We start from the raw sequence: 16,872 nt of genomic DNA, 5'->3' as shown, positions 1-16,872 counted from the left end.
AGTCAAGAGCTGTAATATTGTATTGTTTTTCTTGACCTTATATCAAAAAAACCACTACGCGCAAGTGGTTTTTTAGTTTTTTGTTTTTAAATATTCTTCTTTCGTCAAGATCCAATAGTCACACAGGACAGAACGTCCCTCTTTTGCCATATATGTATAGACTTGACCCGTTTTTCGCATGCCAATCTTTTCCATTACACGTCCTGACTTTGGATTTTCTGCATCATGTTCTGCTACAATAATTTTTACATCAAGCTGGTTAAAAGCCAAATCTCTAAGGGAAGCGGCAGCCTCTGGCATTAGCCCTCTCCCCCAAAAGTTACGATTAAGCACCCAACCAAATACAGCTTGATCTCCGTCGAGCCTTAAATCAATGGTTCCAATCATTTTTTCGCTCTGCTTATCCACAATTGCCCAGCAAAATAAGCGATGTGGTATAAAATACTCCACAATACTTTCTTCGGTCATAGCTAAATCTTTATGTGCGGGAAATGAAACATAACGTACAACTTCTGGATCACTTGCATATTCAAAAAGGTCTTCTTTGTCCGCAAGTTCTACTTTTCTAAAAATTAAACGTTCTGTTTCAAAATTTTGATGTTGTGCAAGTATTACTTGTTTATTGTTCATTTTTTTTCACCTCAACGGTTGTTCCTTCGCCTAGCTCTGAGCTTATCTTAATACAAAAGTCAAGTCGATCCAAAATGAGTTTTGTTAAGTACAAGCCTAAACCCGATGCTTTATAATAGCTGCGACCGTTATAGCCTGTGAAACCATGCTCAAATATGCGTGGCAAATCTTCGGGTAAAATCCCTATTCCTGTATCACTTAAAATAATTTTATTTTCTTCGATACTAATTGTTAAACTGCCTTCATTTGTATATTTTATAGCATTATTGAGTAACTGCTCTATTGCCAAGCTAAACCATTTGCGATCTGTAGTAATTTCCCAGTCACCTGAAATAGTGACGGATAAATTTTTCTGGATGAAAAAACTGCTGTATTTTTTGAGCAGTTCTCGCAAAAGGGCAGCGACAGAAAATTTCTCAAAATGAAAATCTGTTGAAATATTGGCTATACGTTGGTATTCCAATAACATTTTTAAGTAATTATCCAAAGCGAAAGTTTGGTTTTTTAATTCGATTGGATTAATTTCTGTTTGTGCCATTAAATCGATTGCGGCCAAAGGGATTTTCATTTGATGGGACCAAACTTTGATAATATCTTCTGTTTCTTTAATGTGTTTTTCTTTTGCACGCAGGTTTTCTTCCAAATCCAAAAGCTCATGTTTCAAGTCACATAAGAGTGCTTCTCTATTCGCCCATCGAAAATATGAGGAAACCAAGTAAATCACAAATAAAATCAAAGCAAGAATAGTTGCATTGATAAGGGATTCAATCGGAAGATGCCAGAGTAAAAAGTTGCTCACAAAGATAAAGAGCATCACCAGAAACACGCCGATTTGTGCAATTTTTGTCTGCAAAAACCGCTTTATTTTACTCCAAGGCATAGCCTACACCTCGTTTCGTTACCAAATGTGCAAATCCAATTTCTGCTAGTTTTTTACGTAAACGTGTCATTTTTACATTTAAAGTATTACTGTCGATAAATTCATCTGTTTGCCAAAGTTCTTGAAGAATAGCTTCTTTGCTTACAACAGCTCCGTTAGCTCTAAAAAGAACACTCAAGATTTTGTTTTCGGAAGGTGTAAGGTCAATCTGACTTTCTCCTGATTTTACCATGTTGTCAGATAAAATAAAGCCGGCAAATTCTAATTTCTCAGGGCCAGAAAAGTTGTAAGAACGACGAAGTAATGCCTTTATTTTGGCCTGCAAGATATCCAAGGAGAAAGGTTTTGTAACAAAATCATCAGCTCCTTGATTCATGGCTGTGACTTGGTTCATATCATCACTCATCGACGAGATAAAAATAATCGGAATTTGTGAGACTTTGCGTAATTCTGTTGTCCAGTAAAAACCGTTATAAAAGGGTAAACCAATATCCATTAAGACTAAGTCCGGATCTGCTTCCAATATTTCCTGCTTGACTGCCCGAAAATTTAAAACAGAATAGACCTGAAAGTCACTTTTCAAGGCATTAGTCAACATTTTAACAATCGTTTTATCGTCTTCAACAATAAAAATTTTGGGCATTTTTTCCTCCCGAACTTGCGGATCTGTTATCACTTGTTCTTTTTTCACTATCAATTTTTTCTTTCTCCTATTATAACATATAAAAAAAATCAGATGATTCCATCTGATTTTTAGAAAAATGTTGTAAAGCCATAATAGCCTAAACCAACAATAATGAGAAGTGAAAGGATATGCAAACTAAGCGTTAAAGACTGTAAAAGTTTGATATCCTTGCAGTTCTTAATCTTTCTTTGAACAAATTGAATGATGCCCCAAACATACCAGGCACAGAAAGTAAGAACAGTAAGTGAGCCACCAAGGACCAGTAAGTAATAGGGTATTTTTTCCATTTATTTTTTCTCCACAATATTGTAATACACAAGGCTTGTTCCTTTATAGATTAACCAATAAATAAAGGCTAAAGCAGCAATGGTTCCTAAGCTAATCCAAAGAATTAACTGGCTATCCATGATTCCAAAGATACCAATAAGTTTACTAATCATAATGTAAGCAAAGCTGAAATGTACAATCGTCATTGCGATTGGCAATAAGAAAATCATGCTCACTTGTGACTTGATGGTCTTAGACACTTGCTCTTTTGATAAACCTACTTCTTGTAGAATCTTGAATGAACGTTTGTCTTGCACACCTTCTGACAACTGTTTGTAATAGATAATCAAGGCAGCACCTAAAATGAAGCTAATGCCAAGAACCAAACCGATAAAGACAAAGGCACCGATTCCAGTTCTAACTTCTTTCATCTCAGCTGAACGGAAGCTGAGCATATGATCTCCATCATTATTACCTAACGCATTTGTTAATCTTTCTTGATCTTTTTCTGCAATATCAAAGTTAACTGTCACAGATGGACTCACTTGATAAGCTTGTTCACCATCATTGTTTGCTTTATTATAAACCTCAAGAGCTTGATGTAATGCTGCATCATTTGGGAAGATAAGAAGCATTGGCGTAGTTATATTCATCATGATAGGATACTTGGTCAAATCCTGAGTGGCCATGATGTCTTTCACTTCATATTTTGTGCCAAACCAATTAAACTCCTTAATTTTTGGATAAGCACCAAAGTAATCCAGGATATTAATTTGGTTACCAGAAATATCAGCAACATTTTCATCTAAATTTTTCAACGTTTGTAAAGTTGTCATTGAAAATTGAATGGCTGTTTTTTGGTCCCCTGTCGGAGTAATGTTTAGTGTTTTTTCTCCTTCTTTTTGACCGTTACCCATTAAGTAGTCTGCACTTAAAGCTGTTGTGACATTTGATATTTTTACACCCGCTTGGTCTGCTTTTTCTTGTAAATCTTGGGCCAGCTGATTACCTGTTTTTTCTTGTGAATAAACAGTGTATTGTCCTTCTTTTGGAAAAGCACGTTCAACAGTTTGGGTTGAGCCTAAGAAGATACCGATTGTAACTACTAAAGTTACTAAAGTCATCGACAAGAGAATGGTAATATTGGCCAAGCCAACCGCATTTGCTTTCATTCGGTAAAGCATTGAGCTGATCGTAATAAAGTTTTGCGGTTTATAGTAAGAATTACGTTTTTTACGCCATTTCAAATACCAAACGGTAAAACTGATATAGAAAAAGTAAGTTCCCAAAATAACTGCTAGAACTGCAAGGAAGAAAGTTGAGAGTGCTTTAACGGGATTATCAACATTTAGTGCTAAACCATAGCCAACTATCAGTAAAACAATACCAATCAAGGCCATGAAAATGTTTGACTTAGGCTCTTTTTCACCTTTAGATGCTTCTCTTAACAAATCGAGACTTGAAGATTTCCAAATGATAAATGTTCCAATAATAAGAAGCAAAGCAAAGAAGAGCAAGAATATTGCTGCGACTGTTAGAATAGAAGCTGGTGTAATCGCTAAGTTAAAGTTACTTTCACCAATCATATTGATAAAAATCAGGAAAAGAAACTTAGAAAAAGCAATCCCAACAATTGTACCGATGATGACAGTCGCAATATAACTCATTACGAGTTCAAAGAAAGAAACAAGGGCGATTTTCTTTTTCCCTAGTCCGAGAATGTCATAAAGCCCAAATTCACGTGAGCGTTGCAACTGTAGGAAACGATAACTATAAATGAGAATAATCCCACCAAAGATAGCCAAAATCCACATCGCAAAGGACATCATTTGCCCAACTGCTGCGCCACCCTTCATTTTTTCAAGGGATGGAGATTGTGCAATTGCAGCAGTAACAAAAAGCAAGACAAACATTGTTACACTCGCTACGATGAAAGGCGCAAATGATTTCAACCCTTTTTTCAGATTTTGTGCTGCCAGTTTAAAACTAAGCATTATCGGCTACCTCCGTTTCGCTTGAGTCAGCTGAAGCTCCCAAGAATGAAGTCATTGACAAGGTAATTTCTTTTGCAAACTCTGTTGATGACTTATCGCCACGATAAAGTTGATGATAGAGCATTCCGTCTTTAATGAAGAGGACACGTTTTGCGTGACTTGCAGCTAAGCTTGAGTGAGTAACCATGATGATTGTTTGACCAGCATCATTGATATTTTCGAAAAGTTCAAGCAGACTCTCTGAGTTTTTATAGTCCAGAGCTGCTGTTGGCTCATCTGCCAAAACAAGATCCGGTTGAGAAATCAGAGCACGCGCAACAGCCACACGTTGCTTTTGCCCCCCTGATAATTCAAAAGGTTGCTTTTCTAAAAGTGTGTCGATATTCAACTTAGGTGCTAAGTTTTCCAGACGTGCTTTCATTTTCTTTACTGGTGCTTTAGAAAGTACCATGGGAAGATAAATATTATCCCTTACTGATAAAGTATCCAAGAGGTTGAAATCTTGGAAGACAAAACCGAGATGTTCACGGCGGAATGCTGAGATATCCTTGTCTTTAATGGCTGTAATATCACGTCCTGAAAGTAAAACTTGACCAGCTGTGGGTTTTTCCAAAGTTGATAAGATATTCAAGAGTGTTGTTTTACCTGAACCTGACTCACCCATAATAGCAATGTATTCACCTTCTTCGACAGAAAAATCAATGTCAGCAAGAGCCGTTGTTTCTTCTTTTGAAAAGCGTGTTTTGAAAACTTTTTTGATATGTTTAACTTCTAATAGCATTTTTTCTCCCTTGTCACCTTTAACTGATTAATTTAATTTATCTTTTGCTTTACTTGGCAAGTCATTTTTTTGAACTTCTTCCCAGTTTGTTACACCTTTTGCTTTATTATCTGTCACTTTAAGATAAGCATCTTTACGTAAATTGTGTGTAGCTGTAAAGGAAATATCTTTTCCTTCGCCATTTTTATCATAAGAAGGTAGCTTGTACTCATAAGACACCATGCGTTCGCCTGAATCGCTTTTTCCAACTTTTTCCGAACCATCTTGTGTAATTTTTACGTAACGTTCTGTACCCCCGTAGCTTGATTTGTACCAGCCATATCCTAGACCACCAATCACTGCTGCTAGAGCAAGTAAGCCAAATAATACTTTTTTCATATTGTTGCCTCTTTCCTACTAGGTTTTGTTTTTCTTAACCCTACACTTTTATTCTAACAAATTATATTTTCTGCAAACTTACACTTTTGTAATAAAAAAACTAGCCTTATTTTTGAGACTAGTTTTTATTTCATCAGAAGTTTTTTAAGCGTTCCTTATAGTTTTGAAAAGCCTCTTGTAGCTCTCTAAAACTATCGCTTGAAAACTTATCACAGATTTCTTGGGCTAGGACTGTAGCAACAACATTTTCCATTACTACTCCAGCCGCTGGAAGAGCGGTTGGATCAGAACGTTCAACGCTCGCTTTATAAGGTTCATGCGTTTCAGTATTGACAGACATGAGAGGCTTATATAGGGTCGGTATCGGTTTCATGACACCGCGAATAATAAGGTCCTCACCATTAGTCATGCCACCTTCAAAACCGCCAAGATTATTACTTTTTCGGCTGTAGCCTGTTTGCTTTTCCCAAAGGATTTCATCCATAACTTGACTTCCTTGACGTCGCCCGGCCTCAAAACCAAGACCAAATTCCACACCCTTAAAGGCATTAATAGAAACGACAGCTGCTGCGATTTTTGCATCTAATTTACGATCAAAATGTACGTAAGATCCTAAACCAGCCGGAACATTTGTAGCACGTACCTCTACAATTCCGCCTATCGTATCTCCAGCTTTCTTTATTTTATCAATATATGAACGAATTTCCTCAGCTCTTGAAATATCCACAATAGACAAATCATTTGTACCAGCTTTGGCTTTGATTTCCCTGACAGTGAGTTCTGGAAGTTGAGCAACAACATCTTTGCCTCCAAAATTAACCACATGATAAGCCAGCTCCATATCAAGCTGTTTGAGCAAAGCCTTGGCAACTGCTCCTACAGCTACTCTCATCGTTGTTTCACGAGCAGAGGAGCGCTCAAGTGTATTTCGCAAATCCTCAAATTCATACTTCATCCCCCCTACCAAGTCAGCATGTCCTGGTCGAGGTTTTGTCAATTTACGTTGTCTCTTGACGGCATCATCAACTTCTTCCGCAGCCATAATTTCCGTCCAATGTGAGAAGTCACGATTGGTTACATTAAGAGTAAGTGGACTTCCCAAAGTTTTACCATGACGCAAACCACTGGTGATTTCGACCTGATCAGATTCTATCTTCATGCGACCACCTCGTCCGTATCCTCCTTGACGGCGTTTCAATTCAACATTGATGTCAGAAGCTTGAAGGGGGAGTCCTGCTGGCAAACCTTCAATGATTGCTGTCAAACGTGGCCCATGTGATTCACCTGCTGTAAAAAAGCGCATCTTAATCCTCCATTATTTTTTGGTAAATTGGTAGTAAATCATCGATAGTTTCGAGCATTTCCTGTAATATCATATCATCTTGTTGACCATCAAAACGCTCAGCTTTCCAAACTCTACCCATCTCTAACTCTGATTTTTTTACATTTTTTAATCGGGTAACAAATTCTTCAAGATGGCTACTTCCATAAAAATCAGACTTGGTATGATCTTTAGATAGAACAAAATCCTTGGGTAATGAGAGATCCGAACTCAACTTCTGAGCGTAATCTGCTTGTCCTTTAGGCTGATCAATAATTGAAAGGTAGATGAACACGTAATCTTGCCAAATCCCTAATTGGAAATGCGGCTCCATTTTATAACCACGTTTTTGTGTGCCAATAGCAGACCACGTGTTTTCAGGTGCATTGCTTGTCCGCCGACGATGCTGTGCAATATGCAGGTAAAACTCCTGTTCAGGGAACGACTGCTTTATTCTTTCTTTTAGCTGCTCTCCTATTTCCATAAAAATCGGTTGAATTTCAGCACGCACTCCCTGCATACGCATTTCCAATCCTTCTATATCAAAGACTTCAAATGATTCTTTTCTAAACATATTTCCTCACAAAAATTTTATACAAATAATCCCTACCAACATTACTGCAACACCTGCAACTTGGATAAGACGTATCGGATAGCGATCTGAACGCCACCAACCAAACTGTTGCACCAACATTGAACCAATGATTTGTCCAAGTAATGCCATCATTATATTTAAGCCAGCCCCTATTTTTGGCACTGCTAAAACGGCGCCAAGAACAAAGAAGGCTCCCCAGATACCTCCCAATATATTCCATTTTTTTATCTTACCTAATTCAACTTTTGTAATTAAGCGACGTTCAATCACTAAAGTCACACAGACAATGGCAATCAGTCCAATGAAGAAAGACATAAATGAAGCTTGAAACGGCCGATGCAATAAGGTGCCCAAATGTCCATTAATAGCCTGTTGAACCGCAGTGAATGAACCTGATATTATCGCCCAAAGGCGCCAAAGCATAAAATTGGGCTCGGCTTCAACTTGTCCTGCTTTTTCACGTAAGCTAGGTAAAACAACGGCAATGAAAAGTCCAAGTATAGTAACAATAATCCCCAATATACGAATAGGACTCATCGGAATTTGGACCGCGTAAAACCAACCAAAGCTGTCAATAACAACTCCAGTTAAAATTTGTCCCAAAATAGGCAAGATAACAGTCTGCACAGCACCTAGTCGTGGAAAAAGAAAGACATTCGATGTAACATATACTGGACCGAGTAATCCACCAATCCATATCCAAGCAGGATGAGACTGGACAAATTCAGTAGAGGGGAACAAATCACCGGTCAAAAGTAATGAGATTGTACCTAAGAAAACAACCCCAATAATTTGAGAAATTGTTGATGCCCAAAAAGGCGAATTAACATTTTTGCGAAGATCGGCATTAATCGGGTTTTGGTTTGCTAGTAAAAAACCCGCAAAAAGTGCTATTCCAAGATAGACAAACATTATAATTTTTTAATTATTCTCTCCATTGTATTGATATTGCGACTTGTAAAAAGGTCTTTATAGACTGTTTTACCTAAGACTTTACCAAAAGCTGTTGATAGAGTCGCGTCCTTTAGCCCCTTCCAATAAAAAGTATTCACTTGGACAAGTCCTTCTTCCCTACTTGTTTTCAGAGTATTAAACTCGCTTTGAGCAATTTGAGAAAAGGTTTATTTTTAACAAGCTTTCTTATTTCTTGTTCGGTTTTTATAAAACTATGCACAGGTAAAAAAGATAGATCAGGCAAGGTTTCGCTGCTAAAAATGACATTCCCTGTAGCTAAAACAGTGAAACATCTGTAAAACCAGCTGCTTCAAACTCTTTTTTTTAGTCTGTCATTTTGAGTTTGCTACCACCCACATTTATTCCACGAAGAAATGCCCAGTATCTCATTTCAAATATTCCTTCATTTCTTGAAGGCTTATCTCATGAATTTTGGCCTGTCCAATTTCGGGAACAAGTACGGTCTTAATCATCTTACCTCGCGCTTTTTTATCATGGGTTAGGATTTCAAACAAAGCTGACTCATCCCATGGTTCATAAGTTTGAGGAAGTTGAAACTTTTGGAGTACCACTTTAATTTGAGCAGTTAGTCCTTTAGGCATCAGCCCCTTACTTTCCGCTACTTTACTTATTTGGATCATTCCAATAGCTACAGCCTCCCCATGCATGACCTGCCCATAGCCAGCATAAGCTTCCACAGCATGACCAATTGTGTGTCCAAAGTTCAAATAAAGTCGCGTTCCCTGATCAAACTCATCTTCCACAACAAGTTTCCGTTTCACATCACAGGCTGCCCGAATAAAATACTCTGCTTCTTGCAAAAGTTCATCATCATCCTGTATCTCATTTAAGCGGACCCAGAGTTGTTTATCGGCAATCAAGGCACACTTGACGATTTCACCAATTCCCTCACGAAAATCACGTTTCTCTAAGGTTTTCAATACCTCAGGATCAATCAGAACACCATCTGGTTGAGCAAAAGTTCCAATCATATTTTTAGCATAATCACTATTGATTCCTGTTTTTCCACCGATGGAACTGTCGACCTGAGCCGTTAAACTTGTTGGTATTTGGAGAAAGTGAATGCCCCTCATATATGTACTGGCGGCAAAAGCTGCTAAATCCCCAGCAACGCCTCCACCTAAAGCAATCACTCCATCGGAGCGTGTCAAACCATGTAAGGCACAAAATTCCCATAGTTTCTCTACAGTAGACAAGTTTTTACTTGCTTCACCTGCTGGAAAAGTAAAAGTAAAAACTTCAAATCCTTCAGTTCTTAACTGGGAAACTGCCTCTCTTCCATAGAGAGGTTCAACATTGTCATCGGTGACAAGTACAACTTTTTGTTGTTGCCAAAGTTGTGCAACCCATAGTCCCACTTGTGACAAGCTTCCCTTCTTAATAATGATATCATAAGGGTGCTCTGGAAGATTAACATTTAACCTCATCTTTTTCCTCCAATTCCTGTCTAATCTGCTCAACAGGCATTTTTTTTCCTGTCCATAATTCAAAAGAAGCGGCAGCTTGATGAATAAGCATACCAACTCCATTCATCGTTGTTCTACCTTGGTTTTTCGCCCATTTCATCATTGGTGTTTCACGGACCTTGTAAATCGTGTCTACCACCAGAATTCCTGGGGGCAAAAGAATTGAAGTAGGGAACGGCATTGCTTCGCCAGACATCCCTACTGGTGTTGCATTAACGAGTAAGTCTGATGTCATAATTTCTTTTTGCAATCGTGAATGATCAGCTAGGTCGTAAAGTTTTATGGTAATTTTTGTCTGATGTGACAATTTTTCCAAACGCTGTTCTAAACGTGCATAGGAGGCTGAATGTCTAGCAAAAACCGTGACTTCGTGCATTTCAAGCAAAGCAGCCTGAACAATTATGGAAATCGCAGCACCACCACCACCAATTAGCGTGATTTTTTTATGACGCGGTTTAAAATTTAACGCCCTGAAGAAACCTTGACCATCCGTATTGTAACCTATTAATTTCCCCTTCTGATTGACAATCGTGTTGACTGCTCCAATCAACTGTGCTTCTTCGGATAATTCATCAATAAATTCCACCGCTTTTTGCTTGTAAGGCATCGAAATATTCAAACCATACATGTCCAATGTTCTGACATTGTTAATTGTCTGTTCGAGAATTTTTTCATTTTCCAAATCCCAAGCCAAATAGACAGCATTTTCATTGGTCAGCTCAAAAGCGCGATTATGAATAAAAGGAGAAAGACTGTGCTTAATGGGATGTGCTAACACAGCAGCCATCCGAGTGTATCCATTTATTTCCATCGTTTACCTGTATTCCTTTTTTTTGACATAAAAAAATAGTATTAGTTTCCTAATACTATTATAACTTATTTTAAACGGCTTTGCGCCCTGCGAAATACCGTTTGGCAACGCCAATCACTGCTGGAAGTAAGGATACAGCAACGATTGCTAGCATGACGAGTTCAAAGTTTTTCTTGATGAAAGGTACTTGTCCAAAGAGGAAACCTGCACCTAAAGCGACGATAACCCAAGCAAAACCACCTAAAAAATTATAAAGCACGAATTTTTTATGCGGCATGCGGCTTGTTCCTGCTGTAAAAGGAACAACCGTACGAATGATTGGCATAAAGCGCCCGAGGAAGATAGCCCACGAACCCCATTTAGCAAAGAACTGCTCTGCTTCTTCAATATACTCTGGCTTTAAAAATTTAGATAGCGTTTTATGTTTTGGAATTACATCTCCAAATTTACGCCCAATTTCATAATTCAGAAGATTGGCCAGAAAAGCTAAACTCCCCATAATCAAAATCAGAAGAGGCATTGATAATTTATCTGGATACATGGCGGCCATCGATCCTACAAAAAAGAGAATTGAATCCCCCGGTAAGAACGGAAAAATAACCAGCCCTGTTTCAATAAAGATGATAGCTCCTAAAAGAACATAGACCCAAACGTGTGCGCCTGGTGCATTCAAAAAACCAGAAATCCAGTCATTGAAGAAGCCAAACATCGAAAGTGTTGTAAACATATTTTTATATTTTCCTTTTGTTATGCTGTTACTGCATTTTTTATTTTACACTAAAAGCTTGCCTTTATCAAATTCTCATTCATCTATTTTTTTAGACAAAATTATTATTTTTATTTATTCGGACTGATTTCCATGTCACATTTTATGACACAATTTATTTTTTTCAGCCTTGTTTTATGGTATACTGACAAGTATATAATTGTTTATATAATTAATGAAACTTAGGAGAAATAATGAAATGAAGAAATTATTCCTTACATTATCTTTAATATTCGCCACGATTACTGGAATGTCCTTTGCAACTGCTCATAATGTTAGCGCTCAGGAAACCGTACGTATCGCGAGTGATAATGCTTATGCCCCTTTTGAATTCCAAGATTCAGATAAAAATTGGGTAGGTATCGATGTCGATATCATGAAGGAAGTCGCTAAAATCAATGATTGGAAGCTTGAGATGTCTTTCCCCGGATTTGATGCCGCTCTTCAAAACTTAAAGGCTGGAAAAGCTGATGCGGTCATCGCTGGGATGACGATTACAGACGAACGTAAACAAGTTTTTGATGTTTCAGATCCATATTATACTTCAGCCATTACTTTAGCTACAACAAAGTCTTCTACACTTAAGAGCTATGATGAACTTAAAGGCAAAGCTGTTGGTGCTAAAAAAGGAACAGCTTCATATGACTGGTTGCAAAAAAACCAAGATAAATACGGCTATACAATCAAAACTTACTCTGACGGTGTTCACATGTTTGCCTCACTGGCTGCAGGAAACATCGTAGGTGCGATGGATGAAGCTCCTGTCATCTCTTATGCCATTAATCAAGGGCAAGACTTGGCAATCAATCTTCCTTCCTTCTCACTTCCTGGGGGTTACGGTTTTGCTGTAATGAAAGGTGAGAACTCTAAACTCATCGATGGTTTCAACAAAGCTTTGACTCAAATGAAAGCCAATGGCGAGTATGACAAAATCGTTCAAAAATATACTGGTGGTAAGAAAGCAACTCCTAAAAAAGATGTTTACACTATTGCCTCAGATAATAGCTTCGCCCCATTTGAATTCCAAAACACAGATAAAAAATTCACAGGTATTGATGTAGACTTGCTTAATGCTATTGCTAAGCAACAAGGCTTCAAAATCAAATGGAACCACGTTGGTTTCCAACCTGCAGTAGATGCAGTTCAAGCAGGACATGCTGATGCTATGATGGCGGGTATGTCAATCACTGATGCACGTAAAAAAGTCTTTGACTTTGGTGATGCCTATTATGATTCGAATTTGACACTTGCTGTTTCTAAGTCAAATGAAGACATCAAGAAATGGGAAGATCTAAAAGGAAAACAAGTTGGTGCCAAAAACGGGACAGCTTCTTATGACTATTTAACGAAAAACGAAAGCAAATACGGCTATACTTTAAAAACATTTACTGATGCTACTTCAATGTATTCTTCATTGAACAATGGTTCAATTCAAGCCTTTATGGACGATGAGCCTGTAGTAAAATATGCCATTAAACAAGGACAAGAATTTAAAACACCTTTTGAAGGTATCCCAACTGGTCAATACGGGTTCGCAGTGAAAAAAGGAACTAATCCTGAGCTTATCGAAATGTTCAACAATGGCCTTTCTTCACTACGTGCCAGCGGTCAATATCAAGAAATTATTGATAAATATTTAGCTTCAAAAACTGAATCCTCAACGGAATCAGAGACAGAAAGCACAATGCTTGGTATCTTGAAAAACAACTGGAAACAGTTAGGTAAAGGTCTCTGGATCACTATCCAATTGGCTTTAGTTTCCTTTGTTTTAGCAATGATTGTCGGTGTAATCTTCGGCCTTTTCTCCGCAAGTCCATCACCAGCTCTCCGTACAATTTCACGTATTTATGTCGATCTTAACCGTTCAATTCCTCTTTTGGTATTAACAATTTTCATTTTCTATGGTATCCCAAATATGTTGCAACTCCTCACAGGTCACCAAAGTCCTTTGAATGAGTTTACAGCCGGTGTTATTGCCTTAACTCTTAACGAATCAGCCTACATTGCTGAAATCGTTCGAGGCGGTATTGCTGCTGTTCCAACTGGCCAAATGGAGGCCAGCCGCTCCCTTGGTATTCCTTATGTGAAAACAATGCGAAAAGTAATCTTGCCACAAGCTGTTAAGATTACCATTCCTAGCTTGATTAACCAATTTATTATTACACTGAAAGATACAACCTTGGTATCTGTTATCGGATTGGTTGAACTCTTGCAAGCAGGTCAAATTATCGTTGCACGTAACTTCCAAGCTTTCCGTGTCTACGGTTTGATTGGTTTGATTTACATGGTTGTGCTGCTTCTCTTAATGTGGGCAGGACGTCGCATCGAACAAAAAATGAAATAAGGAGATTAAAGATATGTCTGTACAAATCGAAGTTACTGATCTTCACAAAACATATGGTAAAAACGAGGTTCTCAAAGGAATCTCTGCAAAATTTAACAAAGGAGATGTTGTTTGTATTATTGGTCCTTCAGGTTCTGGTAAATCAACATTCCTTCGTACACTAAATGGTTTAGAAGACGCAACAAGTGGCGATGTTATTATCAATGGGTACAACCTTACAGATAAAAACACTGATATTAACTTGGTTCGCCAACATGTCGGAATGGTTTTCCAACACTTCAACCTCTTTCCTAACATGACTGTTTTAGAAAATATTATGTATGCGCCCGTTGAGCTTAAAAAGCTTACAAAAACTGAAGCAAAAGAAAAAGCTCTGCGCTTGCTTGAAGCTGTTGGACTAGAAGAGAAAAAAGATACAATGCCTGAGATGCTTTCAGGTGGACAAAAACAACGTGTAGCCATTGCCCGTGCCTTGGCTATGGACCCTGATGTTATGCTCTTTGATGAGCCAACTTCAGCACTTGACCCTGAGATGGTTGGCGATGTCCTTGACCTGATGCGTCGTATCGCAGACGATGGCATGACAATGCTTATCGTAACACACGAGATGGGCTTTGCACGTAAAGTTGCTAACCGTGTCATGTTTACAGATGCTGGTGTTATCCTTGAAGATGGTAAACCAGAAGATCTCTTTGAAAACCCTCAGCATCCACGTTTACAAGACTTCTTATCTAAAGTATTGAATGCGTAAAGCCAAAAACGTTTGTCTCTTTAAAAGAAACAAACGTTTTTCTTTTTCTGCAAGATAATATAATAAAACTGAAAGGGGATATCCTTTCAGTTTTATTATTGGGTTGCGGTAATTTCAGTTGTATTTTCTGAGTTCTTCTTATTTCCTTCAGGATTTTTTAGATCAGCCAGATAATCTTCTTTTGGCTTTGCATAAATTCCTGCTTCCATATCAATCACTTGTGGCGCTTGAAGTTGCTTCGCAATACTTGGATAGTAAGGAACCTTCTCGGTAATTTGACTGAGAGAAACACGTACTTGATTACCATCTGACATATCTAAAGCGATAAAGTCTTTGGTTGCTTTAGTCGGTGTTTTTGTAACCGTCGTAATCAAACCACGTATTTCAGGCTTCAATTTCATATAGGCTGTAATAAACTTTTCGACTTCTTCATCGGAAAAGTTTTTTAGTATCGGAAGGCTCGAAAGTTTATCCTTAGCTATTTCTTGATTCTTGAGGATATGACCACTTTCTAACACTTGGTAAGTTTTACCCTTTTGTTCTACATAAGCAACTTTTTCGAACTCCGTGACTTTAGCCTCGATATTATTAGGAAAACTTACGTGCAAGTTGACAGATTTGACACGTGGAAATTGTTGAACAATACTGTTCTCAATAGCTCTTTTATTTCTGAGCACACCATAAATCCTATCCGTTGGCTTCAAACGTGAAGCCTGTACGATAGATTCAAAAGACTCATTTTTATTACCTGAAACCGTAAATGTCCCAATTTTGCTTATCGGGGACACCGCGTAAATCGAAGTTAAAAACAATAAGATTGCCAAGAATAAGACGGGCCACATCTTTTTGAACACTTCGAAACTTCCTTCAAAAAAAGAAGGTTCCGGTTCTTGTTCTTCAAAATCCTCAACAAAATCATCTGAGTATCCTTGCTCAGACTCTTCTGCTTCTACAAAAGATTCTTGTTGCTCGATTTCTTCCTGAACTTCAGGAGAATCTGCTTCACTATCTTCTTTTTTCTTAAAAAACTTCCGTTTTTTGGGTTCTTCAGACTTCTCTTGATTTTCATCTGCTTTGCGGCGCTGATATTCAAGATGTTTCTTTTGCCAAGGCGTAAGGTTTTCTTCACTCATTATTTTTTAATTTCTTTCACAAGTTGATATAGTCGATCGCTAGCATCAGGTACTCCTGCTTTTTCACTGGCTACAGACATAGCTTGGTAAAGCTCTTCGTCAGAAAAGATTTCAGAAATGCTGGCAAGCATTATATCTGCTGTAAGATCGACATCTTTAATCATCTTAGCAGCACCGATATCTACAAGAGCTTGAGCATTCTTTGTTTGGTGGTCTGCTGTGACATTTGGACTAGGTACAAAAATCGTTGGCAAACCAAGTGCAGTAATTTCAGCAATCGTTGTCGCACCTGCTCGACATAATATTAAATCTGATGACGCAAGAACTTCGAGCATATTTGAAATATATGGACGAATCGCTATATTTGCAGCATCAGCATATTTTTCAAACTCTTCATGATCTTCATCAAAGTAGATTTGTCCTGAGGCATAGACGATTTGGTAATCCGCTTCTGCAAACTTTGGTAGAGCAGCTTTTACCGCCTCATTAATTGTTTGAGCGCCTCGTGACCCTCCAAAAATAACTACCGTTTTCTTACTTTTTTGAAGTTGATATTCTGTTTCCAGAATATCGGTAGCTTTTAAAGTTGCAACTTCCTGAGCACGTGGATTACCAGCAAAAACTGTTTTGGATTCTGGGAAGAAGGGCTTGGCTGCTTCAAAGGCGACCGCAACTTTGTCCACATATTTACTCAAGAATTTATTTGTAATTCCTGGAATTGAATTTTGTTCATGAACGATAGTCGGCACATTGAGCTTAGCTGCTGCGTAAAGTACCGGTCCAGCCACATAGCCTCCTGTTCCAATAACCACATCAGGTTTAAAATCCTTAACAATTTTCTTCGCATCTGATGTAGATTTCAGGAACTTGTAGATTGTCTTAAAGTTATTTAAAGAAAGGCTACGACGAAAACCTTGTACATCCACAGTTTTAAAGGGCACGCCTGCGGCAGGCACAATCTTACTCTCCAAGCCGCGTTCTGTACCTACATAGAGGATCTCCGAGTCTGGCTCTATAGTTTTCAGATGCTTTATAAAGGCCAGCGCAGGATAGATATGACCTCCCGTTCCGCCTCCAGTTACAATAATTTTCATA

At 38.1% G+C, this 16,872-nt stretch carries 17 protein-coding genes; 2 read left to right on the top strand and 15 right to left on the bottom strand.

Annotated elements, in window-relative coordinates:
* Positions 1-72: 72 nt before the first annotated feature.
* The 13 genes from P3G65_RS03410 to P3G65_RS03350 form a co-directional block, all read right to left on the bottom strand.
* Positions 73-630, bottom strand: a complete 558-nt coding sequence (locus P3G65_RS03410) for a GNAT family N-acetyltransferase (protein WP_019292057.1) — start codon at positions 628-630, stop codon at positions 73-75.
* Complete coding sequence (locus P3G65_RS03405) at positions 620-1,510, bottom strand: HAMP domain-containing sensor histidine kinase (RefSeq protein WP_019292058.1); 891 nt, start codon at positions 1,508-1,510, stop codon at positions 620-622. Before P3G65_RS03405 ends, P3G65_RS03410 begins: the two co-directional genes overlap by 11 nt.
* Positions 1,497-2,153, bottom strand: coding sequence for a response regulator transcription factor (locus P3G65_RS03400; RefSeq protein WP_029343491.1), 657 nt, complete (start codon positions 2,151-2,153; stop codon positions 1,497-1,499). The genes P3G65_RS03405 and P3G65_RS03400 overlap by 14 nt, the downstream gene beginning before the upstream one ends.
* Positions 2,154-2,263: 110 nt before the next feature.
* Positions 2,264-2,482, bottom strand: a complete 219-nt coding sequence (locus tag P3G65_RS03395; protein WP_019292060.1) for a hypothetical protein — start codon at positions 2,480-2,482, stop codon at positions 2,264-2,266.
* Positions 2,483-4,456, bottom strand: a complete 1,974-nt coding sequence (locus tag P3G65_RS03390) for an FtsX-like permease family protein (RefSeq protein WP_040086578.1) — start codon at positions 4,454-4,456, stop codon at positions 2,483-2,485. It abuts the gene before it with no gap.
* Positions 4,449-5,237 (bottom strand): ABC transporter ATP-binding protein, encoded by a 789-nt coding sequence (locus P3G65_RS03385; protein WP_019292062.1) that lies wholly within the window; start codon positions 5,235-5,237, stop codon positions 4,449-4,451. Before P3G65_RS03385 ends, P3G65_RS03390 begins: the two co-directional genes overlap by 8 nt.
* Positions 5,238-5,264: 27 nt before the next feature.
* Positions 5,265-5,615, bottom strand: a complete 351-nt coding sequence (locus P3G65_RS03380; RefSeq protein ID WP_019292063.1) for a YxeA family protein — start codon at positions 5,613-5,615, stop codon at positions 5,265-5,267.
* 133 nt (positions 5,616-5,748) lie between these two features.
* Positions 5,749-6,918: a chorismate synthase gene (aroC, locus tag P3G65_RS03375; RefSeq protein WP_019292064.1), complete on the bottom strand. Its 1,170-nt coding sequence runs from the start codon at positions 6,916-6,918 to the stop codon at positions 5,749-5,751.
* A 1-nt stretch (position 6,919) separates the two neighbouring features.
* Positions 6,920-7,510 carry a DUF1054 domain-containing protein gene (locus P3G65_RS03370; RefSeq protein WP_019335705.1) on the bottom strand — a complete coding sequence of 197 codons (591 nt, stop codon included), beginning with the start codon at positions 7,508-7,510 and terminating at the stop codon, positions 6,920-6,922.
* Between the two features lie 6 nt (positions 7,511-7,516).
* Positions 7,517-8,443: a DMT family transporter gene (locus P3G65_RS03365; RefSeq protein ID WP_284071328.1), complete on the bottom strand. Its 927-nt coding sequence runs from the start codon at positions 8,441-8,443 to the stop codon at positions 7,517-7,519.
* Between the two features lie 428 nt (positions 8,444-8,871).
* On the bottom strand, positions 8,872-9,933 hold the full coding sequence (aroB, locus tag P3G65_RS03360) for a 3-dehydroquinate synthase (protein ID WP_019292068.1): 1,062 nt from the start codon (positions 9,931-9,933) through the stop codon (positions 8,872-8,874).
* Positions 9,917-10,783: a shikimate dehydrogenase gene (locus P3G65_RS03355; protein WP_019292069.1), complete on the bottom strand. Its 867-nt coding sequence runs from the start codon at positions 10,781-10,783 to the stop codon at positions 9,917-9,919. The genes aroB and P3G65_RS03355 overlap by 17 nt, the downstream gene beginning before the upstream one ends.
* A 70-nt stretch (positions 10,784-10,853) precedes the next feature.
* A complete protein-coding gene (locus P3G65_RS03350; protein ID WP_004259068.1) occupies positions 10,854-11,510 on the bottom strand; it encodes a VTT domain-containing protein in 657 nt (218 codons plus the stop codon).
* A 238-nt stretch (positions 11,511-11,748) separates the two neighbouring features.
* On the opposite strand from P3G65_RS03350, the gene P3G65_RS03345 reads away from it, so the two are divergent.
* Both P3G65_RS03345 and P3G65_RS03340 read left to right on the top strand, forming a co-directional pair.
* On the top strand, positions 11,749-13,893 hold the full coding sequence (locus P3G65_RS03345; RefSeq protein WP_019292070.1) for an amino acid ABC transporter substrate-binding protein/permease: 2,145 nt from the start codon (positions 11,749-11,751) through the stop codon (positions 13,891-13,893).
* A gap of 13 nt (positions 13,894-13,906) precedes the next feature.
* Positions 13,907-14,644 (top strand): amino acid ABC transporter ATP-binding protein, encoded by a 738-nt coding sequence (locus P3G65_RS03340; protein WP_014024357.1) that lies wholly within the window; start codon positions 13,907-13,909, stop codon positions 14,642-14,644.
* A gap of 95 nt (positions 14,645-14,739) precedes the next feature.
* Here P3G65_RS03340 and P3G65_RS03335 read toward each other — a convergent pair whose 3' ends face one another.
* Together P3G65_RS03335 and murG are read right to left on the bottom strand one after the other, a co-directional pair.
* Entirely contained in the window at positions 14,740-15,777 is a 1,038-nt protein-coding gene (locus P3G65_RS03335; RefSeq protein ID WP_019292071.1) for a cell division protein FtsQ/DivIB, read from the bottom strand.
* Positions 15,777-16,871 (bottom strand): undecaprenyldiphospho-muramoylpentapeptide beta-N-acetylglucosaminyltransferase, encoded by a 1,095-nt coding sequence (gene murG / locus P3G65_RS03330; protein ID WP_019292072.1) that lies wholly within the window; start codon positions 16,869-16,871, stop codon positions 15,777-15,779. Before murG ends, P3G65_RS03335 begins: the two co-directional genes overlap by 1 nt.
* Position 16,872: the final 1 nt, after the last annotated feature.

Origin of the sequence: Lactococcus sp. bn62, from assembly GCF_029492705.2 — a bacterium.
Lineage (GTDB): Bacteria > Bacillota > Bacilli > Lactobacillales > Streptococcaceae > Lactococcus > Lactococcus petauri.
Note: the sequence above shows the minus strand (reverse complement) of the source record. Positions and strands in the feature narration are given on the sequence as shown.

Bases quoted from the DNA above. Each gene is read 5' to 3' on its own strand.
- P3G65_RS03410 (WP_019292057.1), bottom strand. From the start codon at position 630: ATGAACAATAAACAAGTAATACTTGCACAACATCAAAATTTTGAAACA.
- P3G65_RS03405 (WP_019292058.1), bottom strand. From the start codon at position 1,510: ATGCCTTGGAGTAAAATAAAGCGGTTTTTGCAGACAAAAATTGCACAA.
- P3G65_RS03400 (WP_029343491.1), bottom strand. From the start codon at position 2,153: ATGCCCAAAATTTTTATTGTTGAAGACGATAAAACGATTGTTAAAATG.
- P3G65_RS03395 (WP_019292060.1), bottom strand. From the start codon at position 2,482: ATGGAAAAAATACCCTATTACTTACTGGTCCTTGGTGGCTCACTTACT.
- P3G65_RS03390 (WP_040086578.1), bottom strand. From the start codon at position 4,456: ATGCTTAGTTTTAAACTGGCAGCACAAAATCTGAAAAAAGGGTTGAAA.
- P3G65_RS03385 (WP_019292062.1), bottom strand. From the start codon at position 5,237: ATGCTATTAGAAGTTAAACATATCAAAAAAGTTTTCAAAACACGCTTT.
- P3G65_RS03380 (WP_019292063.1), bottom strand. From the start codon at position 5,615: ATGAAAAAAGTATTATTTGGCTTACTTGCTCTAGCAGCAGTGATTGGT.
- aroC (WP_019292064.1), bottom strand. From the start codon at position 6,918: ATGCGCTTTTTTACAGCAGGTGAATCACATGGGCCACGTTTGACAGCA.
- P3G65_RS03370 (WP_019335705.1), bottom strand. From the start codon at position 7,510: ATGTTTAGAAAAGAATCATTTGAAGTCTTTGATATAGAAGGATTGGAA.
- P3G65_RS03365 (WP_284071328.1), bottom strand. From the start codon at position 8,443: ATGTTTGTCTATCTTGGAATAGCACTTTTTGCGGGTTTTTTACTAGCA.
- aroB (WP_019292068.1), bottom strand. From the start codon at position 9,933: ATGAGGTTAAATGTTAATCTTCCAGAGCACCCTTATGATATCATTATT.
- P3G65_RS03355 (WP_019292069.1), bottom strand. From the start codon at position 10,783: ATGGAAATAAATGGATACACTCGGATGGCTGCTGTGTTAGCACATCCC.
- P3G65_RS03350 (WP_004259068.1), bottom strand. From the start codon at position 11,510: ATGTTTACAACACTTTCGATGTTTGGCTTCTTCAATGACTGGATTTCT.
- P3G65_RS03345 (WP_019292070.1), top strand. From the start codon at position 11,749: ATGAAGAAATTATTCCTTACATTATCTTTAATATTCGCCACGATTACT.
- P3G65_RS03340 (WP_014024357.1), top strand. From the start codon at position 13,907: ATGTCTGTACAAATCGAAGTTACTGATCTTCACAAAACATATGGTAAA.
- P3G65_RS03335 (WP_019292071.1), bottom strand. From the start codon at position 15,777: ATGAGTGAAGAAAACCTTACGCCTTGGCAAAAGAAACATCTTGAATAT.
- murG (WP_019292072.1), bottom strand. From the start codon at position 16,871: ATGAAAATTATTGTAACTGGAGGCGGAACGGGAGGTCATATCTATCCT.